A 21,946-nucleotide genomic window follows, 5' to 3' on the forward strand; every position below is an offset into this window, starting at 1 on the left:
CTATTTCGGAGAGAACCAGCTATCTCCAAGTTCGATTGGAATTTCTCCGCTACCCACACCTCATCCCCGCACTTTTCAACGTGCGTGGGTTCGGTCCTCCATTCAGTGTTACCTGAACTTCAACCTGGACATGGGTAGATCACCTGGTTTCGGGTCTACGACCACATACTCATTCGCCCTATTCAGACTCGCTTTCGCTGCGGCTCCGTCTTATCAACTTAACCTCGCATGTAATCGTAACTCGCCGGTTCATTCTACAAAAGGCACGCCATCACCCGTAAATGGGCTCTGACTACTTGTAGGCACACGGTTTCAGGAACTATTTCACTCCCCTTCCGGGGTGCTTTTCACCTTTCCCTCACGGTACTGGTTCACTATCGGTCACTAGGGAGTATTTAGCCTTGGGAGATGGTCCTCCCTGCTTCCGACGGGATTTCTCGTGTCCCGCCGTACTCAGGATCCACTCTGGAGGGAACGAAGTTTCAACTACAGGGCTTTTACCTTCTCTGGCCGGCCTTTCCAGACCTGTTCACTTACCTCGCTCCTTTGTAACTCCGTGTAGAGTGTCCTACAACCCCAAGAGGCAAGCCTCTTGGTTTGGGCTAATCCCGTTTCGCTCGCCGCTACTCAGGGAATCGCGTTTGCTTTCTCTTCCTCCGGGTACTTAGATGTTTCAGTTCCCCGGGTCTGCCTTCAATACCCTATGTATTCAGGTAAAGATATCATCCCATTACGGATGATGGGTTCCCCCATTCGGAAATCTCCGGATCAAAGCTTACTTACAGCTCCCCGAAGCATATCGGTGTTAGTACCGTCCTTCATCGGCTCCTAGTGCCAAGGCATTCACCGTGCGCCCTTTCTAACTTAACCAGTGTTCGGAAATCGATAAGCGGCGTATCTCTGCGTCAGCTCTCTCACTGTGCTCCTCACGTACCAACTTCGTACGTTCCGGTGCTCGTTCGGTCGCTTCCTTGATCTACTTACTTCTCGCTTCCCTCACGGTTTGGTAAAAAGATGAGTTGGTAACACATACTTTTTACACTCGTGGTTATTACTCTTACTTAAAATAAATAAGAGAGAAAAAACTAAGATGGCGATTACTTGGTAATCTTCTTCTATATTGCATTATCTAGTTTTCAAGGAACAAGGCCACTGATTTCAATCACATCGTGATTAGCCATCGCAGCTATTCTTCATGCTGCCTTGCGACGAGCTGAGGATTAACTTCCTCGAACTACTGCGGCGCAGGAGCAATGTATTTAAGCTAATATTCTATTTCAGAATACTAACCCAGAGAGATTGCTCTCTCAAAACTGAACGAACAAATAAAGACGTCTTTTAATGAAGATAAACTTCATTTCATCCTTAGAAAGGAGGTGATCCAGCCGCACCTTCCGATACGGCTACCTTGTTACGACTTCACCCCAATCATCTGTCCCACCTTAGGCGGCTGGCTCCAAAAGGTTACCCCACCGACTTCGGGTGTTACAAACTCTCGTGGTGTGACGGGCGGTGTGTACAAGGCCCGGGAACGTATTCACCGCGGCATGCTGATCCGCGATTACTAGCGATTCCGGCTTCATGCAGGCGAGTTGCAGCCTGCAATCCGAACTGAGAATGGTTTTATGGGATTGGCTAAACCTCGCGGTCTTGCAGCCCTTTGTACCATCCATTGTAGCACGTGTGTAGCCCAGGTCATAAGGGGCATGATGATTTGACGTCATCCCCACCTTCCTCCGGTTTGTCACCGGCAGTCACCTTAGAGTGCCCAACTGAATGCTGGCAACTAAGATCAAGGGTTGCGCTCGTTGCGGGACTTAACCCAACATCTCACGACACGAGCTGACGACAACCATGCACCACCTGTCACTCTGTCCCCCGAAGGGGAACGTCCTATCTCTAGGAGTGTCAGAGGATGTCAAGACCTGGTAAGGTTCTTCGCGTTGCTTCGAATTAAACCACATGCTCCACCGCTTGTGCGGGCCCCCGTCAATTCCTTTGAGTTTCAGCCTTGCGGCCGTACTCCCCAGGCGGAGTGCTTAATGCGTTTGCTGCAGCACTAAAGGGCGGAAACCCTCTAACACTTAGCACTCATCGTTTACGGCGTGGACTACCAGGGTATCTAATCCTGTTCGCTCCCCACGCTTTCGCGCCTCAGCGTCAGTTACAGACCAGAGAGTCGCCTTCGCCACTGGTGTTCCTCCACATCTCTACGCATTTCACCGCTACACGTGGAATTCCACTCTCCTCTTCTGCACTCAAGTCCCCCAGTTTCCAATGACCCTCCACGGTTGAGCCGTGGGCTTTCACATCAGACTTAAAGGACCGCCTGCGCGCGCTTTACGCCCAATAATTCCGGACAACGCTTGCCACCTACGTATTACCGCGGCTGCTGGCACGTAGTTAGCCGTGGCTTTCTGGTTAGGTACCGTCAAGGTACCGGCAGTTACTCCGGTACTTGTTCTTCCCTAACAACAGAGTTTTACGATCCGAAAACCTTCATCACTCACGCGGCGTTGCTCCGTCAGACTTTCGTCCATTGCGGAAGATTCCCTACTGCTGCCTCCCGTAGGAGTCTGGGCCGTGTCTCAGTCCCAGTGTGGCCGATCACCCTCTCAGGTCGGCTACGCATCGTTGCCTTGGTGAGCCGTTACCTCACCAACTAGCTAATGCGCCGCGGGCCCATCTGTAAGTGATAGCGTAAACCATCTTTCAGCTTAAGGACATGAGTCCAAAAGCATTATCCGGTATTAGCTCCGGTTTCCCGAAGTTATCCCAGTCTTACAGGCAGGTTGCCCACGTGTTACTCACCCGTCCGCCGCTGACTTCAGGGAGCAAGCTCCCATCTGTCCGCTCGACTTGCATGTATTAGGCACGCCGCCAGCGTTCGTCCTGAGCCAGGATCAAACTCTCCAAGAAAGAGTTGATTAGCTCTTGTGTACATAATGTACATTGTTGATTCCGAAGAATCTTTTTAAACGTTGACGTTTTATTGTTCGTTCAGTTTTCAAAGAGCAATTTTATTAACTCCGCCGCTCAGAAGCGACTTTATTATCATAACAGCTTTCCACAACCGAGTCAACAACTTTTTTAAAATATTTTTTCAAGAAGTTGTAATTCAATTGTGCGCCTCTCATGAGGACGAGATTTAATATATCATGTTCTAAATATGTTTGCAATATAATTTTTTATTTTTTATTTTTTTTTTATACTTCATTTCTTTAATAGGTATTTATGCAAATTAGAACTTATAAGTATAGACATAATAATCAACCTTACAGAAACTATATTCTGCTTGCAATACTTCTTATAGAAGAAATTTTGATCTTTTTTAAAAGATATATTTAGAAACCTGGTTAAACTGCTTTCCACGAATCAGCCACAAGAATGCTTTATCCTTTTAAATATTATTGAAATTATTTTGTTTGGGAATCCGATCAGCTCTCCTTTCAATATAAATAATAAGAATTAAATAGGTTTGAGCCAATTATATCAGTTCCTACATAATTGTTAGTAAACAACAAGAGGTTGGGATATAAGAATTTAACACTACATATAGAACCGAAAGGTAAGTAAGCTAATTTTTCTAATTTTAATTTAGAATTTTTCTTTTTAAAAATAAGTGAAATGGAGCTGAGGACACTCGACTCCTGTGGGCCATAGAGAAAAGAGTAAGACCGCGCAGAGATGGCTTAACTTGTAATTCCAAGAAATCATGGCCCGTAACGCAGAGGGAACGGGCTGATTTAAATACCCCAACCAGAACCATAAATATACTTGTTTTAGGATAGTATTTTAGTTTTGTCCCAGTCTCAATTATTTACTACTAAAGTTCTTTTAACAGATTCCATTAGGAATAGTTTTGCTGCCTTCTTCATAGAATCTATTAACTCTAGTATCTAATCTATGAAAGGGTGCACAATTAAATGGAAAACTTAGCTCTTTATTTATCAGTAGGAATGGCGGTATTCTTGTTTGCTGTCTCCTATATGGAAGCAATCCGCATTTCTAACAGCAAAGGAAAAGTTTATGGAGGAACATTTATCTTTTCAACCATGGCCGGCCTGGTCTTTTCAAGATTATCTTATTTATTCATTTGATCTCAGCATAACAAAATAGCCTTTACCTTTTAAAAGGTAAAACTGGATCCGCATTCATTTTCTTCGCAGCTGTCATCATTGTTGTATACGCCGTGCTGCTTGTTGTGATGATGACAGTTTCTATCACTTCGTTCTTGAATAGGTGATTATATATCGGGAGAGAGTGCTCTTCTATGATCATTTCATTTATATAAAAGCAATATTGCATTTCCATATAACCGTTCTATGTTTTTCTCGCCAAATGATTAACAGTTGATTCTGATTTATATCGCCCTGTATTCGAGTTACTTGACTTTTCGAGCTCGTTTCTCCCGTTTATACGACACCGTTTTCCAGTTACTGGACTTTTCAAGCTCGTTTCTCCCGTTTACACGACACTGTTTTCCAGTTACTGGTCTTTTCGAGCTCGTTTCTCCTGTTTACAAGACATCTTTTTCCAGTTACTGGACTTTTCGAGTTCGTTTCTCCCGTTTTCACAACACTTTTTTCCATTTACTGGACTTCCCGAGCTCGTTTCCCCCGTTTGCACACGACATCGTTTTCAATAACTACTGAAAAACACCTTAGAACTACTAATATATACAAAAAGCCTAAGAGTACACAGCACTCTTAGGCTTTTCCACCAGAAGGATTTTTTACCAACAACAAGATCTTTAAACAGTCTTTTTCTTAAGCTTCCTTTTCTGCATTCTTCTTTCATCTAATAGAAAAATGGATATCCCGCCTATTACTATTAACCCTCCAGCTATTTGAGTCCATACAAGACTTTCCTGTAATAAATAGTAAGCCAAGATCGCAGCCCCCACTGGCTCGAATAAAATAGCCATCGAAATCGTCGAAGTACTCAGCCATTGAAGTGACCAATTAAATAAAGTATGTCCTAGTAATGTCGGAACTAGAGCTAGCAGAATAAAGTATCCCCAGTCACTTGCCGGATATGGATACAGCGGTTCTCCCGCAAGAATCACGTAAAAGAACAGTGTAATTGTACAAATCAAGTATACGAGAAAAGTATATGTAATAAGAGATACCCTTTTTCGAACTGTTTGACCAAACATGAGATAAGCTGTTACAAGCGCACAAGCAATCAGAGCCAATATATCTCCAAAAAGTGCTGATCCGCTTATTTTAAAATCTCCCCAGCTGATGATTACACTTCCAACAATGGCGATCATTCCGCTTAAAATTGCCTTCCAGGAAAATTTTTCTTTAAAGAAAATATAGGTGCCGATAAATGCAAATAAAGGCTGCAGCGTAACAAGTACAGTAGAGCTGGCAACTGAAGTGTAATTCAGCGATTCAAACCATAAAATGAAGTGAAATGCTAAGAATACTCCCGCCAATGCAGAAAATACCCAGTCCCGTTTAGTAATAAGCCGCAGTTCCGGAACATACTTTAGTAAAAATACCGGCAGCATAAACAGCACAGAAAAAAACAGCCTATAAAAGGCTATAACGCCAGCAGGCGCACTAGAAAATTTCACTAAAATAGCCGAAGTGGATACCGAAATAACCCCAATGGCCAATAGCATATACGGATTTACTTTTGCATCAGACATTTGTTTTCTCCTTGATTAATCGTTGTCATTTGTGGGTAAGTACTATTTTACACTGTTTCCTAGTAAAGCAGTGAAAAAACTACACTAAATAAATTAAAAGCAGGAGATAATATGCCAGGTTTAGAAACAGAAATACTGATTAAGTTAGGAATTTCCGCTTTCCTCGGACTAGTAATCGGTCTTGAGCGCGAATTAAAGAGAAAGCCCGTTGGATTAAAAACCAGCCTTGTTATTTCCATTGTCAGCTGTCTTTTGACCATTGTATCAATTGAATCAGCTTATGTATTTACAGGCAATGATCAAATAAATATTACGATGGATCCGCTGCGGCTTGCAGCACAAATTGTATCTGGAATCGGTTTTCTGGGTGCAGGCGTTATTTTAAGAAGAGGCAATGATACAATATCAGGATTAACAACAGCTGCAATCATTTGGGGAGCTGCAGGAATTGGCATCGCAGTAGGAGCTGGATTTTATCTGGAAGCTGCCGCTGGCGCAGCCTTGTTAATTATTTCTGTAGAGGTGATCCCTTTCGTATTGAGTTTAATCGGTCCGCGGCAGCTGAGAGAAAAAGAAATACTCCTTGAATTAATGATTGAAAGCAAAGAGGACATTGTAAATCTCATTCCTGCTATAAAAGAATTAAAAATCTCCATTCAAAAAGTTCGCATAAAGGATTTGGAAGACGGTACTCATAATGTTCAGCTGCTTGTAACCGTTCACTATAAAAGGCGTACAACAGATGTTTATTACTGTGTATCCAATATAAAAGGTGTTAAATTTATGGAGATTGAAAGCATGAGTTGATGAAACTCTAAGGTTGGCCAAATGAGGCCACCTTTAAAGTTTCATCGCATGACCGTTCTGAAGATAGTTATGTTCTGTGGCTAGTATCGTAAACTTTATAACGCATCTGAAAATCACCAGATTAAAAAGAGAATATTAAATTAATTATTTAAACACCAGTTGTAGTGAATACACAAATATGATAAAATTCTCTTTGTCATAACTAACGGGGCATTAGTTCAGCGGGAGAATACTTCGCTGGCAGCGAAGGGGTCACCGGTTCGAATCCGGTATGCTCCATTTACGAAAATCCTTGCACAGCAAGGATTTTTTTATATTTCTAACTTAATTGAACTATAACTAAAAAACAGCTGCCAAATTTGGCAGCTGTTTTTAATATATCCACTAGTTCAAACATCCTTAGTTATTTGTCTGGTAAAAGCAGACGCACTTATCATTACTATAACGATCAGGTAATATCACGCTGTAATTACTTTTCAGCTGGACTTGTGCTGTAAACTTCTACGAGAAAATAATCCCCAGTGCTAATGTTATCCGCCGTTTCATCTCTGGCATCTAAATCATTAAAATGCCACCATTCTGAAGCCAAAGGACTAAGCCCAGCAGATGTACAGTATATTTGCAGATTGATAGCCGCCTCATTCATCGAATCTGTATAAACAGCATTTCTCCATGCTGTATCGTCTCTTGATGTCACAGCAGATGTGAATTTCGCAGAAGCACCGCTTAATTCGTGAATAGGAGTGGGCATAGTATATTCTGTATAATCCTCTATCATGTTTACTGTGTAATCCCCTATTGAAACTTCCTTAGTTGAGTTTACTTTCGCCAGACTAACATCCATTCCGTAGCCCATTTGATGATTAGAAACACCATTCGTTATAAACCATGTTATCCCCCATGGAGCGGTATTTATTCCTTTCATCACTTCTGGATCATTGTTGGCTAATTCAGTCAGCCCTTCCACAACCGCGTTTTGAACAAAAAGAGGTCTAAATCCTTCATATAATATGAGTGAGTTCCCCTCAGACAGGGCATGCTGTTGTGCTTTATAAATCTTTTTTGACATTGAATAAAGAACAGGCATAATATATTCTTCTTTCTTAAGCCTTTCATTGTATGTCTTGCCTGAGTATAAAGCACGGTTAGAAACGTAAGGTATAGATTTACCTGACGAAGCAAATTTCGATGCGTAAGTGTTGGTGTTATTATAAATCATAGAGGGAATGACATCCGGAAGGTTGATCAGACTATATTTATGCGGCACCCAGCCAGATGACTCTCCTCGATTAACAAACCACCAATCTTTTTCTTCCTTTATAATTTCAAAACCTTCTCCAGCTTGAATCGTGCCCACAGTTTTGGAATTAGGATCCGGTGAATCTTTCAAGTTTAAATTTACAGATGCATATCCTGTAGCACCATGAACCGGAAGTTCCAATTCACCAACATATGGTTTACTTTTAGGCACTTCTTTCAGGAGAACATTCGATGCATTTTTTAAACTGTGTTCCTTTATTTCTTTTACAGAATCTTTCTCACTGTAACCATCACCCTGACTTGCGATATTCACCAATAAAGCCAGTACGAATATCACAAAACCTCCTAAAGCCAAAATTTCTAAGGCCCTATGCTTCCTATATTTAAGCATTTCTCATCTCCTCAACTAAAAATCAATCAAAAATGATATATCTAAAAAGATATAGCAAAAAAAGATGAAGAGGATAAAAAATGTAGAATCCCCATTTAATCAGTTTAGATTTCCTTCCATGTGTACCATTGTATAATGTGAATAAAGGAATTACCAGAAGTATTCCAAACCGAAATATGGATTCATATCCTAAATTATACAAACCAGGAATAATGTAGAGTATCCCTCCAATTAAGCCATAGCTGAGCATCTGCAGCTTAAAACGCCCTCTAAATATTCCAAAAAATAAGATCCAAAGGACACCTATATAGTTCCAGTCAGCAGTATATGCTAGAAGACAGCATAAAATAATTACACCTATCCTTATTACAATTGAAATGTCTGTTTTTTGACTGACAGCCAGAGCAATCAGCCCCATCAGCAAAGTCCAAATCACACTCGTAGCCTGCCACCATTCAAGACCAAGAAACATCACAAATGGAAAATGCGAAATGAGAGCAAAAATAAAAAGGCGTTTTATGTATTTATTTACATTTGAAGTATAGAAATAACCTTCAGCAATTAAGTAACACATGATAGGGGCAGCAAGCCTGCCAAATGCATGGAGAATGATATGCAGAGTATTTTCGTCAGGAACTAGCCAGATGGCGGTGTGATCAACTACCATAGCAACTATAGCTATAACTTTAAGAACATTTGTGTTTAACCCTTTTGTATGTTGCAGATTCATTGAGGTTTCTCCATTTCAAGTCTGATTTCATCAATAAGAAGTAAAGTCTGTTCTAGCATGGCGAGTTTGTATTCATTTTTATTCGAATAGTAATTTTTATTGCAGAGTTTAATTACTTTGGGAGTAATTCCAGTGTGAACCAAAATGTTTTATCAGGTAAGAATACTTCAATCAATAATTGTGCTGCTTTTAGTGAATGCTGCAGAAGAATTGTGGACTAATCTTTTTTACCCTTTTCAACTAAAACTAAACACGATTAAACATATTATGATACAGAAGCTTAAAACTATTAGCCAAATCAATAAAAACTTCTGTATACATCGCTCTAAATAACATTGATCAAAATGATTAGGCACCTACAAGATAAATGACATTTAATATAGTTCCTGAAAGTATAATTGAGTTTACCAGCTTATAATTGACATGTTTGAAGTGATCTGAAATCTTACTTGCAAAAAAAGAAATAGCTTTCTACGCTTTTACTCAAGCATAGAAAGCTATTTCTTTTAAAAGGATAGTCCGCTAATGATAACCTTCCTTCTTAATATAGCTAGAACATTTTTATCGCTAACCATTTACGTTCATATTTCCGATCTTCTTAAATCTCTAATTTTAAAGGTAAGCCTTAATGTAATTTTTGCATAAATAACTGCTATAATTAGCCACATAACGTACAACAGAATACTGGTAAAGGAATCTCCTAGCAAGAAGTTTGGTACCATAGTGACTAAAAAGAGAAAAATAAAATAAAACGCCCAATTCCTTCTGATTTTTCCATAAAGCTCAACTTTTGAATCTGTATCTGTAAATATTCGCAGCGACTCGTCAGCACTTTTCGGTTTACGGAAGTAAAACCATGTACCGTAAACACCGCCGTATTCCATAATAAACTCCCAGCCATCATCCTTAAATAACTGCAGGTAGCTTTCCTTATTGCTTTCATCTAAATTTTGAAAGTCTATCTGATACTGGTAATCTCCTGGTTCACCTTGATGAAAGTGATAGAAAGGAAATTTGTATTTTACAAAATGGAAGCCTTTAGAAGACATTTCCTCAAAATACTGCTGCTCTTCCTCAAATTGATCTACTGTATAAGGGCGAAATTTCTTTATTGTTCTTACCATGGTAATCCCCCTAAATTATGATATAATTCCTTAATTCTTCGTGCTTCCTGCTGTAAAATGTATCGTCCAATATCGGTGATTTGATAGTACTTCCTTTTTTGATCTTCATGTAAAAATTGAATAATTCCATCCCGTTCAAGTTTAGTAATTGTCCCATACATCGTTCCTGCTCCAAGTTTTATTCTTCCATTTGTTAACTTCCCGACATGCTGAATTACATCATACCCATGCCTTACTTCCATAAAAGAAAACAATATATATGCAGCAGTTTCTGTCATAGGAAGATATTTTTTCAGTATTTTTTCTTCATCCAAATTGCCCAATAATACACACCTCGATATATCACGTCTTGATATATATTTTATATCACACCTCGATATAAACTGTAAAGCCTATTTTTTTATCCTCCAGTTACGTAATCTGCAGCAGTAAGACATTTTTACTTAGTAAAAGAGTATGAAACTCTTTAATCTCTGCATAATAAACAAGAGGTGATCATTGCAAATGAATAAAACATATAAGTTGTTATTGAAAAGTACCTTATTATCTAGTTTTTTTAGCTTGATTATTCTTATTTTAACGATTTATCACCACTTCCATGTGGACCAGCTCCTTAGAAAGGCTGATGCAAAAAAGCACTCAAGCTAAGAGTGCTTTTTTCTATGCAGCGATTTTTCAACAATGATAAACATCCAAAAAGGCTTCATTGTTTTTTTAAAAAATAATTGAACCTTCCTGCTTTCTTATTTGTATAGTTAGAAAAGAAAGAAAGCGAGGATGATTAGTTTGGGTACTGGATGGATTGTTTCTTTAGCTGTGGCAGGTTTTCTTATGATTTTTATTTTAGCAATAGCGATTCCAATGGACCGTAAACATGTTGTACGTGAAAACGGGAGAATTAACTATAAGAAGACAAAACTGTATTTAAGGTGGAATGTCTTTGATACACTTACATTAGGATTAGCCGTATATGCAATTGTTTGTGTTCAAGCTTTAAATTTTTTAATCTCCAGCGGTGAGAATGTTGAAAATGTTTTTGTGCAATTTTTTACGAACCAAGCACAAGTTTGGACACTAGTATCAAGCTTCTACTTAATTACTAGAGTATCTATGACATTAAAAGCCATTAAGGAACGCTGGGGCGATGAACTTGAGTGAACGAGAAGATGAGCTAATGATCGCTTATCAAAATGGGAACGAAGATGCACTTAATGATATCTATACGTTATTAAAACCTTCTCTTTATACGTTTATTTTCCGATATTCAAGAGATGAACAATTAAGTATTGATATTGTGCAAGATACATTTGTTAAGCTGCAGCATCATAAACAAGATTATGATCCCAAAAAGGGAAAACTAAAGTCTTATCTTTTTCAGATCTCTTACCGTTTAATGATTACAAAATTAAATCGCCGCAAAAAATGGAGAAGTCTTTTGCCTTTTCTTTATCCTTTGCAGCAGGAGAATTTACATCATTCAGATAGAATGACCATCCGCGATGCGGTTGCGAAGCTCCCAGAAGTCCAGCGTGCCGTTGTTTTACTATTCTATTACCATGATATGCCGCAAGATGAAATAGCTAAAATTCTCGAAATCCCAAAAGGAACTGTGAAATCAAGATTGCACAGGGCAATTACCAGTTTAAAAGAAGAATTGGAGGAAGAAGAATATGGGTCAAGATCCCTTTCATAAGGAGCATCATCTGCGTATGAAGATGGATGAATATCAAGTCGATGTGCCTGACTTCCCAAGAGAGTCTACTAGATGGGGAAGATTCATTAATCTATTGGCTTCACCTGCACGAAACCCGCTGGAATCACTAGTCTCTTCATCTAATGGTTTAATCATACTTACAGCAGCCCCGCTGAGTGCTGTCGGAATCGGTTTTATCCAATTATTTTTCTTATTATAGCAGCAATCATTATTCACCTTAATCACTGAAACTTTTTCTTCCTAAGTGCGTATTTAAGTTACACACAATAAAGTGGAGGAGGAAACCATGTTTGAATATAAATTTATTAAAATAGAGTTAAGCACCTGGGGCAGCAAGCCTAAAGAAGATTATCACGAAACCATTCAGCAGCATGCAGCTGAGGGCTGGAGACTTGTACAGATCTTTGATCCTTCTACAAAGGGATATGGTTCATCAGCTTATTTTGAATTGATTTTTGAAAGACCACTTACTTAAATTTGATACTAATCATTTTCACTTTGTCGAATTTACATTATTAAGATGCACTTCATTCATATATTTATGGAAAAAAGCACTCAAGTTTAAGAGTGCTTTTTTCAATAAACAACGTTTATATACAGTTTTAAGAAAGCCTTTTGATTTAAACTCGAAAAATTGCCAATCTATAGCCATTTATATATCCGCCAAATAGCAGCTTCCTTTGATCTCTTTGCATCTTTTTTTAACTGCCGTAACGATTTCAACAAGTTCTTCAGCACTTTGATAAACTTTATTTTTGTTCGTAACAATCGCGATAGATATGGAAACCAGCGGAAATTGCCGAATTACTCCTTGCCGATCTTCTGTGGTGATATACTGCTGTGAAAGATGTTCGGAACTATAAAATTTCTTAATGAAAATATTAAAATCTTTCATTAAGTTTTCACATAACCGTTTATAGCAGTAATGCGGAACAATTGCAATAAAGTCATCTCCACCAATATGGCCCAGAAAATGATCATCCTTTTGAATATGTTCTTTCAGTAATTGGGCAACGGATTGGAGGAGCTGATCGCCTTTTTTAAATCCATATGTATCATTGTAGGCTTTAAAATGATCTAAGTCGAAATACATAATACTAAATTCATTTTGAGCTAAGGAACTTTTTATCTTTTCCTCTATTGTTGTATTTCCAGGGAGACGTGTTAAGGGATTTAAAAAGCTTGCAAATTCTACTTGCACGTCCACAAGCTTCATTAATAACTTTTGTATACTGACAATGCCAGCAAATCGGCCTTTATTCGTTACAATGACGTCATCGTAGAGGTCCTCTGCTTTTCGCTGCATCGCAAGTTTACTTACTTCAGTAATGGAATCCAAATACTCGACCGCTAATGGATCCTTTTTGAATAAAAGCTCGACTGTTCGCCCCATGTATAAGTTATACCCATATAAAGTACCAATTTTTTGATAAAAATGTGTTCTCGTTATAATCCCCACGGGTATTTCCTGGTTCACAACTACAATGCCCTGCAATTCACTATTGTTATAAAATAACTGATCAACCACGAGATTTTTTTCATATTGAGAAATACAGGGTACTTTTTCAGCGATACTACCGATATTAACTGACATTCCATCACCTTCTATACTTTCCATGCCATTTCTCTTTTTTAAATAGATTAAAAGCTATAAAACTAATTCTGGTACATTTCCTTTTGTGATATCCGGTTTCGGTCTCCCGAGTAAATACCCTTGTCCGTAATGCACACCTTGTTCTTGAATATACGCAAGTTCTTCTATTCTTTCAATGCCTTCTGCAATAATCTTTGTATTACTTCTATTTGCATATTCAAGAATCAGCGAAACTAACTGTTTTTGCTCTTCATTTTGATCAATGTATTGTATTAACGATTTATCCAGTTTGATAAACTCTGGCTTTAGATATACTAATGTTTTTAAACTGTTATATCCTGACCCAACGTCATCAATGGCTATTCTAAAGCCCTGAGAGCGATAATGATCCAGTACTTTTTCAAATAAACAAAAATCCGTCACTGCACTTTTTTCCGTAAGTTCAAATACAACTTGTTCAGGTGCTATATTTAATTCCTTTAATAGTTGAAGTGTCTCGCCTGCATGATAATTATTATCCAACAGCACATTGGGATGGATGTTCACAAAAATCATAAGATCATTTTTTTCATCACATTCATGCAGCCGGTCAATATATCGCTTTAAGGCAAGATTCCTTAAGAAACACTCAAATAGAAACACTTGATCAGTCTGTCCAATGAATTCGTAAAAACTTTCAGTAGTCGAAAATAATTTTGATTGTTCTGGACGATTCAGCGTTTCATACCCAATTGTATTTCCTGTTTTCAAATTTAAGATAGGCTGAAAGAAAGTATGTATTAATTCATTGTTATTTAAGAATTTTTTAGACTCCCTAAATCTCCTATAATATAGAACCTCTTTTTTCCATCTGCTATTTACATATTTTAAGTATGAGGATATAGTGCCAGATTCCATTTTAAATAATAATTGCTCATTCATTTGGTGCACCTTCTTTTAATTATAGGAATTATCTCCTATATTAAGCTTCGTTTGTTAAGTAATCGTTAAAAATAGACTAATTTTTTGTAAGGAAGATCTATTTAGTTCTCCTTGATATAGGTCTATTTATCCCTATATAAGGAACGTCAATGTCTTCTCAAGAATAGAGTAAATTGATGAACTTTTATTGATTATACTTTTATTTACTGCTTAATACGTTTATTGAGAAAGGAGTATGGCAAGATGTCTGACTCTAATTCTCCTAATAGACCCCCTAATCAGCCAAAATCATTAGACGATGCAATTGAGCTACTAATAACCTCAGTTTTAAATGAAGAGATAGGTGATCAGCCCCCTCAAGCCTCTGGAAATTCATCGAGTTCTCCGTCAACTGCATTTGTTCAGGATATTCTTGATATTGCAGAAAATATTCAAGAACCGCTGAACAGGACAACTAAGCTTAATCATGTTTTCATAAAGAAGTTAGATCAACTTCTTCATTACCGTTTAAATATATATTTTCCATTTATTGCATTTTTTTCTTTAGGAAGTGTTGGGCCTACAGGTGCTACTGGCAATATCGGACCCGTTGGACCGACTGGTGTCACTGGTGCCACGGGCGGAACCGGACCCATTGGACCGACTGGGGTCACCGGTGACACGGGCGGAACCGGACCCATTGGGCCGACTGGACTTAGAGGTCCCACAGGTCTTACTGGTATAACTGGAGCTACAGGTAGCACAGGACCCATTGGATCTACCGGTGTCACCGGTGCCACTGGCAGTATTGGACCTGTTGGACCTACCGGCGTTACTGGCGCCACAGGTAGCATCGGACCCGTCGGACCTACTGGGATCACTGGAGCCACAGGCAGCATCGGACCCATTGGACCGACCGGCATCACTGGAGCCACAGGCAGCATCGGACCCGTTGGACCTGCTGGGGTTACTGGAGCCACAGGCAGCACCGGGCCCGTTGGACCGACTGGCATCACCGGCGCTACGGGTAGTATTGGACCCATCGGACCTACTGGGATCACTGGAGCCACAGGCAGCATCGGACCCATTGGACCTACCGGCATCACTGGAGCTACAGGCAGCATCGGACCCATTGGACCGACTGGGGTCACTGGAGCTACGGGTAGTATCGGACCCATTGGACCTACCGGGATTACCGGAGCTACAGGCAGCATCGGGCCCGTCGGACCGACTGGGATCACCGGCGCTACGGGCAGCATTGGACCCATTGGACCTACCGGCATTACTGGCCCCACGGGCAGTATCGGACCCGTTGGACCTACTGGCGTCACCGGTGCCACGGGCAGTATTGGACCTGTTGGACCGACCGGCGTTACTGGAGCCACAGGTAGCATCGGACCCGTCGGACCGACTGGGGTTACCGGCGCTACGGGCAGCATCGGACCTATTGGACCGACCGGCATCACTGGAGCCACAGGTAGCATCGGACCTATCGGACCGACCGGCATCACTGGAGCCACAGGTAGCATCGGACCCATTGGACCTACTGGGGTCACTGGAGCTACAGGAAGCATCGGACCCATTGGACCGACTGGGGTCACTGGAGCTACGGGTAGTATCGGACCCATTGGACCTACCGGGTTCACCGGCGCTACGGGCAGCATCGGACCCGTTGGACCGACTGGTGCCACTGGACCAATTCTTGCTACACAAGGCTTTTCAGCTCTCACGTCAGCAACGGGAGTAAACTCTTCAAGGCAGATTGGCAGCTGGACAGTAGCTGCACCTTATTTTGGAGATCCAAATTTCAATCCTGCAACTGGTACTTTCACAGTCCCTTCAACAGGTAGATATTCCATATCAGCTACAATAAATTATCAAACTACAGCTGCACTATCCGTAAGTCTTGATACAGGGGTTAATCCAGCATTTTCTGTTGTCAGAATTAATACTAGTACCAGCTTGATAACAGGATTATTCCCTATCGTAAACTTAAGCCTAGTGCTACTTTCCATACGTACCATTTTAGGAAACGGCACTGTGACCCTAACAGGAGAAGTACAACTAAACGCGGGTGATACAATTGGATTATTTTATTTAGCAAACGGGTTAACACTGGGATTAAACTTGGGAGGGGCTTCTGGGGCTGGTATTGTCTTCTCAATGATCCGGATTACTTGATTAATAATGTAGAGCATTACTATATTCTATCCTTTGATTACTGCTAAATTCTACTATTTGTGGATATTAAAAGAGCATTGAATAAGCCTTCAATGCTCTTTTTTCTGTAAGTATTACCGGCTAAAACCTGTTTTTAATTCCTTCTCTAAAACCAGGTAAATTCAAGAAAAATTGATGTGTTCAATCTTTTAACCTCATTTTCCTTTTTACCTCTATTTCTCACTTAAAAATTCTTCATTAAATTCGCCATTTCAATAGCTGCTGTTGCCGAATCCCATCCTTTATTTCCTGCTTTTGTTCCTGCTCTTTCAATCGCTTGCTCAATTGTATTCGTTGTTAGTACACCAAAAATAACTGGTATGCCCTCTTGCATATTGATTGCAGCAACTCCTTTAGATACCTCACTGCAAACATAATCAAAATGAGGAGTAGCTCCGCGAATAACTGTTCCGAGTGCTACGATGGCATCATATTTCTGAGATGCTGCCATTTTCTTTGCAACCAATGGAATTTCATACGCTCCAGGCACCCACGCCACCTCAATATTGTCATCACTTACGCCATGTCTCTTTAAAGCATCTTCAGCTGCTCCCAGCAATTTACTTGTAATAAATTCATTAAACCTGGAAACTACAATTCCTATTTTTAGATCCGTACCTATTAAATTACCTTCATGTATAATTGTCATTTATATTCTCCTCGAATTTTAATTTTTCCGTTCAAATATATTATCTTTTAAAAAAGGTGTCCCATTTTTTCTTTCTTCACTTGCATATACAATGCATTCTCTTCTCTAACCGGCATCTGAATAGGCATACGGTCCGTCACCTTCAATCCATGTCCTTCAATTCCCGCAATTTTTCTTGGATTATTCGTTAAAAGGCGAATGGATGAAAGACCTAAATCTCGTAAAATTTGAGCACCAATACCATAGTCGCGCAGGTCAGGAGCAAAGCCAAGCTTTTCGTTTGCTTGAACCGTATCGTATCCTTCTTCCTGCAGCTTATATGCTTTCATCTTATTGACGAGACCGATCCCTCTGCCTTCCTGCCTCATATAGAGAAGAACTCCTTGACCCTCCGCTTCAATTTGAGCCATTGCAGCGTGAAGCTGCGGCCCGCAGTCACAGCGAAAAGAGCCAAATACATCACCAGTCAGGCATTCAGAATGTACTCTAACTAGGACATCTGACTCTCCTTTGACCTCTCCTTTGACAAGTGCAATATGCTCTTGGCCAGTCAGAACTTCAGTAAATGTCACCGCTCTGAACAAACCGAAATCGGTTGGCAAAGAAATCTCCACCACTTTTTCAATTAACTGCTCTTTTTGGCGGCGATAAGCGATCAATTCTTTAATTGTTAAAATCACAAGATCAAATTTCTCAGCAATATCTTTAAGCTGAGGTCCTCTCGCCATCGTGCCATCACTATTCATAATTTCGCAAATAACACCAACAGGTTCAGAGCCGGCTAATCTGGCTAAATCAACAGCTGCCTCTGTGTGCCCTGCTCGTTTTAATACCCCTCCTGTTTGGGCAATAAGAGGGAAAATATGACCTGGTTTTTTAAAGTCTTTCGCCATAGCAGAAGTTTCCATCATTTTTTGAACGGTTTCAGAACGTTCAAATGCAGAAATGCCTGTATGGCTAGAAGAATGATCAATGCTAATTGTAAAGGCTGTTCCATGAGAATCTGTATTTTGTGCTGTCATTAAAGGCAATTCAAGCTGCTCTGCCTTTTCTTCAGTAATTGGAACACAGATAAGCCCTTTGCCCTCCGTTGCCATAAAATTTATCATTTCAGGTGTTGCAAATTCTCCAAGTGCGATAAAATCACCTTCATTCTCGCGCTGTTCATCGTCCACGACAATGATGGCCTTACCCTTCTTTAGCTCTTCTATTGCTTTTTCCACTGAAGCATACATGCGTCCGCACTCCTTTTTATAAAAAGCCATTTCTTGTCAGCATTTCAGCTGTCAGATTAGTAGTTGTTGTATTTTCATAGCGAAGCAGTTTTTCCGTATATTTGGCTAACATATCACATTCAATATTTACGAGGTCACCCACTTGCTTAGATCCTAATATAGAGTCCATCTGTGTTGTTGGTATAAGGGAAATAACAAAGTGGTCTTCATGCACATCAAATACGGTTAGGGATGTACCGTCAACAGCAACCGAACCTTTTAGTATGAAGTAACGCTGCCATTGTTTTGCAATTCCAATTTCCAAATATAGAGCATTACCTCTGTGATTAATTCTATTAATTTTTCCAGTTGCATCGATATGGCCTGATACAATATGACCGCCAAATCGGCTGTTCGCCAGCATTGCTCGTTCGAGATTCACTTTACTGCCAACATATAAGGTATGAAGAGCAGTAGATTTTAACGTTTCAGGCATAAGATCGGCAGTGTAGGAATTGGTTTCATATGACGCAACCGTTAAGCAAACTCCGTTTACGGCAATACTGTCACCAATCTTTACATCTTCAAGCACCTTCTCACATTGAACAGTGAGTTTCATTGCGTCCTGTTCATGATGTATGCCTGAAATTATACCGATTTCTTCTACTATTCCAGTAAACAAGAAGCAGATTCCTCCTTTTGAAACTGTGCATGCAGACGTAAATCTAGTCCGAATGTTCGCATATCCAAAATATGCAAATTCTCACTATCTTTCATCCAGTTTCTTTTTTCGCTGCTAAAAAAGGATATTCCATTCCCAATAAGTTTTGGTGCAAGATATAAGTAAAGTTCGTCCGCCAAGTTCTCATCAATAAAACTCGAATGAACACGGCTTCCCCCTTCTACCAATAATGTCATCACACCAATACCGCCTAAATACTTTAATACAGACGGTAAAAAAGCCTGCGACTTCGGAATAACTTCTATATGAACAAAACTAGACTCGTATTGCTTAATTTGCTCTTCCAAAGGAACTTGTGTAAAAATAATCGTCTTTACAGCTTCGTCAGTTACGACATTTGCTGTATTTGGCGTCTGTAAGCGCCGGTCTAAAACAATTCGAATGGGATTCTTTCCACCATGGGGCAAACGGGTGGTGAGGAAAGGGTTATCAGCAATTACGGTTTGTGCACCTACTAGGATGGCATCATGGATATGGCGAAGATAATGGACATCTTCCCTAGCTTCTCTGGAAGTGATCCATTTGCTGTCTCCTGATGATGCGGCAATCCGGCCATCGAGAGTGGCGGCTGCTTTTAAGGTGACATATGGAGTACCGTATTGGATATAGTGAAAAAATGCTCGGTTTAAAAATGCTGCCTCTTTTTCTAAAACGCCTGTGACTACTTCAATTCCTGCTTGTTTCAGCTGGGAAATTCCTTTTCCTTTTACTAAAGGATTCGGATCAGTACAGGCAATAACAACACGGCGAATACCGCTATTTATAATGAGATTTGTACAAGGAGGTGTTTTGCCTCTATGTGCACACGGTTCAAGAGTGACATAAAGATCTGCTCCTTTAGCACGATCATGCGCCATTGTAATGGCATGAACTTCTGCATGTGGTGTACCGGCTTTTAGATGCGCACCAGTACCTATAATCTGGCCATCTTTCACACAAACAGCACCAACAAGAGGGTTTGGAGATGTTTGTCCCTCAGCAGATCTCGCTAGGTCAAGCGCAATTCTCATATAATATTCATCATTCAATAGCACCCCTCCTTTTAGAAAACGGCAAGCACAAATTAGAACAAGGACATACTGAAGAATCCTCTTGCAGGAAGAATGACAATTCCTTTTCTTCTGCAAAAGATAAACTAATCAGCAAATAGAAACAACTTAAAAAAACACTTAGAAAGTTGTTTTAACTAGTCCCATGATCTCTTGGCCAGCCTCTGCAAATAACATATAGCAAATAAAAGCTTAATCTTATATCCATTCGGAAAAGACCAGCTTCTCTAAAAGAGGGCAGATTTCACCTGAGCATTGTACATATAAAAGACAACTTCTCCCATCCAGACTTTCACTGTCGGTGCCGGATTTACACCAGCTCCACCGAATCCAAAGGAATCCGGGTCACGGACTAACGAGGCATGCACGCTCGATCACCGCCGGTAAGGATTTCCACCTTGCCCCGAAGTGTTTTCTATGTACGTTTATAATTTAGCACATATATTCACAAAATCATATTTTTTTACTCATTTTAGTAAATGTCATAATATTCACACGCACCGGGAAACTAATCTGAACTCCACATAAAACATGCACAAAAAAAACCGCCAACTGCAGCTAGGCGGTCATCTCTTACATTAGATTAAATTTGGTGGAATCTGTTCATCTCTTCCTTTTACAACCGCTGGAGGTGTGTCAAAAATATATTCTGGAGCAGGCTTTAACTTTGGTTTATTCGCAAGAGGGACCGGGTTTTCTACATAATTAAATGTTCCAAGTCCATCCATGCTCTTACCGTGTGCCCAACGTCCTGTTGCACTTTCGTTTCCTTCTGAGAAGTTAAATAATGTATAAGCAACTTCCTGCTTTTCTAATTCACGCGGGAATGTACTAGGTACGACAACATTTTCTTTTGCTTCTAATTCTTTAATAGCTGCAATCCATTGATTTTGGTGCATCGTATCACGAGCAATTAACCAGGAAAGCATATCTTTAACTCCGCGATCATTCGTAGCAGCATAAAGTCTTGAAACCTGCAGACGCCCCTGTGACTCTGCTGTTAAATTCATTCTAAAATCAGCCAATAAGTTACCGCTAGCGATAATATAATTTGCTGTCCAGCGGTTACCCATAGCGTCTGCAGGCATGGCACCTAACCCAGAAACGATGGCATGCTGCGGGTTCATACCGCCTAAAATAGCACCAATAACCGGATCTTTGGCAGCAGTTTCTAAATCGCCAACAGGCGCTCCATCCAAAAGGCGTGCGATCATTGTTGCAAGCATTTCAATATGTGCAAGCTCTTCTGCACCAGTATCCATTAATAAGTCTTTATATTTTCCATTACCTCTTAAATTCCATCCCTGAAATAAATATTGCATGGCTACAGAGATTTCACCCCATTGACCGCCAAGCACTTCCTGAAGCTGACGAGCAAAAATCGGATCAGGTCTTTCCGGCTTTGCATGATATTGCAGTTCTTTTTTATGAAAAAACATAGACACACCCCTATTTATTTGTCTTAACAGAAGCAGTATATTGTAGCATTTAAATGGATGTGTATGTCCCGGGGAAACAAACCTTCTGAATCATTCAATTTCTTCATAATTATTCCTAAAGTTATAATTTTATAGAAAAACTGAGTATTTTCGTCATAAGTTGCTGTTTTCCACGAAAATTCGACTTAAACGACCTCTGCTAATTTTTTTGCAGGAATATAAAATGAATAGAAAGACCTATAAAAGTGGAGGAAATCTTCAATATGACTGTTGAACATGTTGAATACAATGGAGAGAAATACGAGGTACTCTTTAAATATCAATCTGGATACTGGGAACTGCTGGACCACCAGACCGGACAGGTGATCCTTGTTCATCATTCCGAAATAAAAGGAACTCATCTAAAGTGATAAGCTCCGTAAGATTTAATACATTATATATTTTTAAGAAAACA

21 protein-coding genes, 1 tRNA gene, 2 rRNA genes and 1 riboswitch (1 of these 25 cut by a window edge) are annotated in these 21,946 nt (G+C 40.0%); of the genes, 9 read left to right on the forward strand and 15 right to left on the reverse strand.

Annotated elements, in window-relative coordinates:
* Positions 1 to 870 (reverse strand): 23S ribosomal RNA (locus J1899_RS17810); it reaches 2,064 nt to the left of the window's first position.
* Positions 871 to 1,369: 499 nt separating this feature from the next.
* Positions 1,370 to 2,919 (reverse strand): 16S ribosomal RNA (locus tag J1899_RS17815).
* The 16S and 23S rRNA genes sit together here, the layout of an rRNA operon.
* Before the next feature lie 1,007 nt (positions 2,920 to 3,926).
* Here J1899_RS17815 and J1899_RS17820 point away from each other — a divergent pair.
* The gene (locus J1899_RS17820; protein WP_180320194.1) at positions 3,927 to 4,100 is read left to right on the forward strand and encodes a hypothetical protein; all 174 of its coding nucleotides are present in this window, start codon (positions 3,927 to 3,929) and stop codon (positions 4,098 to 4,100) included.
* Positions 4,101 to 4,122: 22 nt separating this feature from the next.
* On the opposite strand, the gene J1899_RS17825 is transcribed toward J1899_RS17820, so the two are convergent.
* Both J1899_RS17825 and J1899_RS17830 read right to left on the reverse strand, forming a co-directional pair.
* The gene (locus tag J1899_RS17825; RefSeq protein ID WP_214475551.1) at positions 4,123 to 4,314 is read right to left on the reverse strand and encodes a hypothetical protein; all 192 of its coding nucleotides are present in this window, start codon (positions 4,312 to 4,314) and stop codon (positions 4,123 to 4,125) included.
* Positions 4,315 to 4,753: 439 nt separating this feature from the next.
* On the reverse strand, positions 4,754 to 5,659 hold the full coding sequence (locus tag J1899_RS17830; protein WP_214475554.1) for a DMT family transporter: 906 nt from the start codon (positions 5,657 to 5,659) through the stop codon (positions 4,754 to 4,756).
* Positions 5,660 to 5,770: 111 nt separating this feature from the next.
* Between J1899_RS17830 and J1899_RS17835 the strand changes: the two genes are divergently transcribed.
* Together J1899_RS17835 and J1899_RS17840 are read left to right on the forward strand one after the other, a co-directional pair.
* A complete protein-coding gene (locus tag J1899_RS17835) occupies positions 5,771 to 6,466 on the forward strand; it encodes an MgtC/SapB family protein (RefSeq protein ID WP_214475556.1) in 696 nt (231 codons plus the stop codon).
* A 207-nt stretch (positions 6,467 to 6,673) separates the two neighbouring features.
* A tRNA-Ala gene (locus J1899_RS17840) sits at positions 6,674 to 6,745 on the forward strand.
* 190 nt (positions 6,746 to 6,935) lie between these two features.
* Here the strand turns inward: J1899_RS17840 and J1899_RS17845 are convergent.
* The 4 genes from J1899_RS17845 to J1899_RS17860 form a co-directional block, all read right to left on the reverse strand.
* Positions 6,936 to 8,063 carry a M15 family metallopeptidase gene (locus J1899_RS17845; RefSeq protein ID WP_246586511.1) on the reverse strand — a complete coding sequence of 376 codons (1,128 nt, stop codon included), beginning with the start codon at positions 8,061 to 8,063 and terminating at the stop codon, positions 6,936 to 6,938.
* A gap of 76 nt (positions 8,064 to 8,139) precedes the next feature.
* A complete protein-coding gene (locus tag J1899_RS17850) occupies positions 8,140 to 8,847 on the reverse strand; it encodes a TraX family protein (protein ID WP_214475561.1) in 708 nt (235 codons plus the stop codon).
* 581 nt (positions 8,848 to 9,428) lie between these two features.
* Positions 9,429 to 9,971, reverse strand: coding sequence for a DUF2812 domain-containing protein (locus tag J1899_RS17855; protein ID WP_214475563.1), 543 nt, complete (start codon positions 9,969 to 9,971; stop codon positions 9,429 to 9,431).
* A complete protein-coding gene (locus J1899_RS17860; RefSeq protein WP_425514980.1) occupies positions 9,965 to 10,294 on the reverse strand; it encodes a PadR family transcriptional regulator in 330 nt (109 codons plus the stop codon). Before J1899_RS17860 ends, J1899_RS17855 begins: the two co-directional genes overlap by 7 nt.
* Before the next feature lie 454 nt (positions 10,295 to 10,748).
* Between J1899_RS17860 and J1899_RS17865 the strand changes: the two genes are divergently transcribed.
* The 4 genes from J1899_RS17865 (at position 10,749) to J1899_RS17880 (ending at position 12,160) form a co-directional block, all read left to right on the forward strand.
* Complete coding sequence (locus tag J1899_RS17865) at positions 10,749 to 11,129, forward strand: group-specific protein (protein ID WP_066442868.1); 381 nt, start codon at positions 10,749 to 10,751, stop codon at positions 11,127 to 11,129.
* 16 nt (positions 11,130 to 11,145) lie between these two features.
* Positions 11,146 to 11,664: an RNA polymerase sigma factor gene (locus tag J1899_RS17870; protein ID WP_214478896.1), complete on the forward strand. Its 519-nt coding sequence runs from the start codon at positions 11,146 to 11,148 to the stop codon at positions 11,662 to 11,664.
* A complete protein-coding gene (locus J1899_RS17875) occupies positions 11,642 to 11,884 on the forward strand; it encodes a hypothetical protein (protein ID WP_214475565.1) in 243 nt (80 codons plus the stop codon). The genes J1899_RS17870 and J1899_RS17875 overlap by 23 nt, the downstream gene beginning before the upstream one ends.
* Positions 11,885 to 11,971: 87 nt before the next feature.
* The gene (locus tag J1899_RS17880; RefSeq protein WP_214475567.1) at positions 11,972 to 12,160 is read left to right on the forward strand and encodes a DUF4177 domain-containing protein; all 189 of its coding nucleotides are present in this window, start codon (positions 11,972 to 11,974) and stop codon (positions 12,158 to 12,160) included.
* Positions 12,161 to 12,337: 177 nt separating this feature from the next.
* Here the strand turns inward: J1899_RS17880 and J1899_RS17885 are convergent, their stop codons facing one another.
* Together J1899_RS17885 and J1899_RS17890 are read right to left on the reverse strand one after the other, a co-directional pair.
* On the reverse strand, positions 12,338 to 13,303 hold the full coding sequence (locus J1899_RS17885; RefSeq protein WP_246586512.1) for a GGDEF domain-containing protein: 966 nt from the start codon (positions 13,301 to 13,303) through the stop codon (positions 12,338 to 12,340).
* A gap of 30 nt (positions 13,304 to 13,333) precedes the next feature.
* Positions 13,334 to 14,200, reverse strand: a complete 867-nt coding sequence (locus tag J1899_RS17890) for an EAL domain-containing protein (RefSeq protein ID WP_246586513.1) — start codon at positions 14,198 to 14,200, stop codon at positions 13,334 to 13,336.
* 243 nt (positions 14,201 to 14,443) lie between these two features.
* On the opposite strand from J1899_RS17890, the gene J1899_RS17895 reads away from it, so the two are divergent.
* A complete protein-coding gene (locus J1899_RS17895; protein WP_246586514.1) occupies positions 14,444 to 16,360 on the forward strand; it encodes a collagen-like protein in 1,917 nt (638 codons plus the stop codon).
* A 223-nt stretch (positions 16,361 to 16,583) separates the two neighbouring features.
* Here the strand turns inward: J1899_RS17895 and ribH are convergent, their stop codons facing one another.
* The 5 genes from ribH to J1899_RS17920 all read right to left on the reverse strand — a co-directional run bounded on the left by ribH (position 16,584) and on the right by J1899_RS17920 (position 21,492).
* Positions 16,584 to 17,048: a 6,7-dimethyl-8-ribityllumazine synthase gene (gene ribH / locus J1899_RS17900; protein WP_214475569.1), complete on the reverse strand. Its 465-nt coding sequence runs from the start codon at positions 17,046 to 17,048 to the stop codon at positions 16,584 to 16,586.
* 47 nt (positions 17,049 to 17,095) lie between these two features.
* Positions 17,096 to 18,283 (reverse strand): bifunctional 3,4-dihydroxy-2-butanone-4-phosphate synthase/GTP cyclohydrolase II, encoded by a 1,188-nt coding sequence (locus J1899_RS17905; protein ID WP_214475571.1) that lies wholly within the window; start codon positions 18,281 to 18,283, stop codon positions 17,096 to 17,098.
* Between the two features lie 16 nt (positions 18,284 to 18,299).
* Complete coding sequence (ribE, locus tag J1899_RS17910) at positions 18,300 to 18,944, reverse strand: riboflavin synthase (protein WP_214475573.1); 645 nt, start codon at positions 18,942 to 18,944, stop codon at positions 18,300 to 18,302.
* Complete coding sequence (gene ribD, locus J1899_RS17915) at positions 18,929 to 20,032, reverse strand: bifunctional diaminohydroxyphosphoribosylaminopyrimidine deaminase/5-amino-6-(5-phosphoribosylamino)uracil reductase RibD (RefSeq protein WP_425514981.1); 1,104 nt, start codon at positions 20,030 to 20,032, stop codon at positions 18,929 to 18,931. Before ribD ends, ribE begins: the two co-directional genes overlap by 16 nt.
* A 289-nt stretch (positions 20,033 to 20,321) precedes the next feature.
* Positions 20,322 to 20,468, reverse strand: a riboswitch (FMN riboswitch).
* A 163-nt stretch (positions 20,469 to 20,631) separates the two neighbouring features.
* Positions 20,632 to 21,492: a manganese catalase gene (locus tag J1899_RS17920; RefSeq protein ID WP_066442859.1), complete on the reverse strand. Its 861-nt coding sequence runs from the start codon at positions 21,490 to 21,492 to the stop codon at positions 20,632 to 20,634.
* Positions 21,493 to 21,755: 263 nt separating this feature from the next.
* On the opposite strand from J1899_RS17920, the gene J1899_RS17925 reads away from it, so the two are divergent.
* Positions 21,756 to 21,902 carry a hypothetical protein gene (locus J1899_RS17925; protein WP_156495706.1) on the forward strand — a complete coding sequence of 49 codons (147 nt, stop codon included), beginning with the start codon at positions 21,756 to 21,758 and terminating at the stop codon, positions 21,900 to 21,902.
* Positions 21,903 to 21,946 lie beyond the last annotated feature (44 nt).

The sequence above is a fragment of the Cytobacillus gottheilii genome (assembly GCF_018582665.1).
In the GTDB taxonomy this organism is placed as follows: Bacteria; Bacillota; Bacilli; order Bacillales; family Cytobacillaceae; genus Cytobacillus; species Cytobacillus gottheilii.

Bases quoted from the DNA above. Each gene is read 5' to 3' on its own strand.
- J1899_RS17820 (WP_180320194.1), top strand. From the start codon at position 3,927: ATGGAAAACTTAGCTCTTTATTTATCAGTAGGAATGGCGGTATTCTTG.
- J1899_RS17825 (WP_214475551.1), bottom strand. From the start codon at position 4,314: ATGGAAATGCAATATTGCTTTTATATAAATGAAATGATCATAGAAGAG.
- J1899_RS17830 (WP_214475554.1), bottom strand. From the start codon at position 5,659: ATGTCTGATGCAAAAGTAAATCCGTATATGCTATTGGCCATTGGGGTT.
- J1899_RS17835 (WP_214475556.1), top strand. From the start codon at position 5,771: ATGCCAGGTTTAGAAACAGAAATACTGATTAAGTTAGGAATTTCCGCT.
- J1899_RS17850 (WP_214475561.1), bottom strand. From the start codon at position 8,847: ATGAATCTGCAACATACAAAAGGGTTAAACACAAATGTTCTTAAAGTT.
- J1899_RS17855 (WP_214475563.1), bottom strand. From the start codon at position 9,971: ATGGTAAGAACAATAAAGAAATTTCGCCCTTATACAGTAGATCAATTT.
- J1899_RS17865 (WP_066442868.1), top strand. From the start codon at position 10,749: ATGATTAGTTTGGGTACTGGATGGATTGTTTCTTTAGCTGTGGCAGGT.
- J1899_RS17870 (WP_214478896.1), top strand. From the start codon at position 11,146: ATGATCGCTTATCAAAATGGGAACGAAGATGCACTTAATGATATCTAT.
- J1899_RS17875 (WP_214475565.1), top strand. From the start codon at position 11,642: ATGGGTCAAGATCCCTTTCATAAGGAGCATCATCTGCGTATGAAGATG.
- J1899_RS17880 (WP_214475567.1), top strand. From the start codon at position 11,972: ATGTTTGAATATAAATTTATTAAAATAGAGTTAAGCACCTGGGGCAGC.
- J1899_RS17885 (WP_246586512.1), bottom strand. From the start codon at position 13,303: ATGGAAAGTATAGAAGGTGATGGAATGTCAGTTAATATCGGTAGTATC.
- J1899_RS17890 (WP_246586513.1), bottom strand. From the start codon at position 14,200: ATGAATGAGCAATTATTATTTAAAATGGAATCTGGCACTATATCCTCA.
- J1899_RS17895 (WP_246586514.1), top strand. From the start codon at position 14,444: ATGTCTGACTCTAATTCTCCTAATAGACCCCCTAATCAGCCAAAATCA.
- ribH (WP_214475569.1), bottom strand. From the start codon at position 17,048: ATGACAATTATACATGAAGGTAATTTAATAGGTACGGATCTAAAAATA.
- J1899_RS17905 (WP_214475571.1), bottom strand. From the start codon at position 18,283: ATGTATGCTTCAGTGGAAAAAGCAATAGAAGAGCTAAAGAAGGGTAAG.
- J1899_RS17920 (WP_066442859.1), bottom strand. From the start codon at position 21,492: ATGTTTTTTCATAAAAAAGAACTGCAATATCATGCAAAGCCGGAAAGA.
- J1899_RS17925 (WP_156495706.1), top strand. From the start codon at position 21,756: ATGACTGTTGAACATGTTGAATACAATGGAGAGAAATACGAGGTACTC.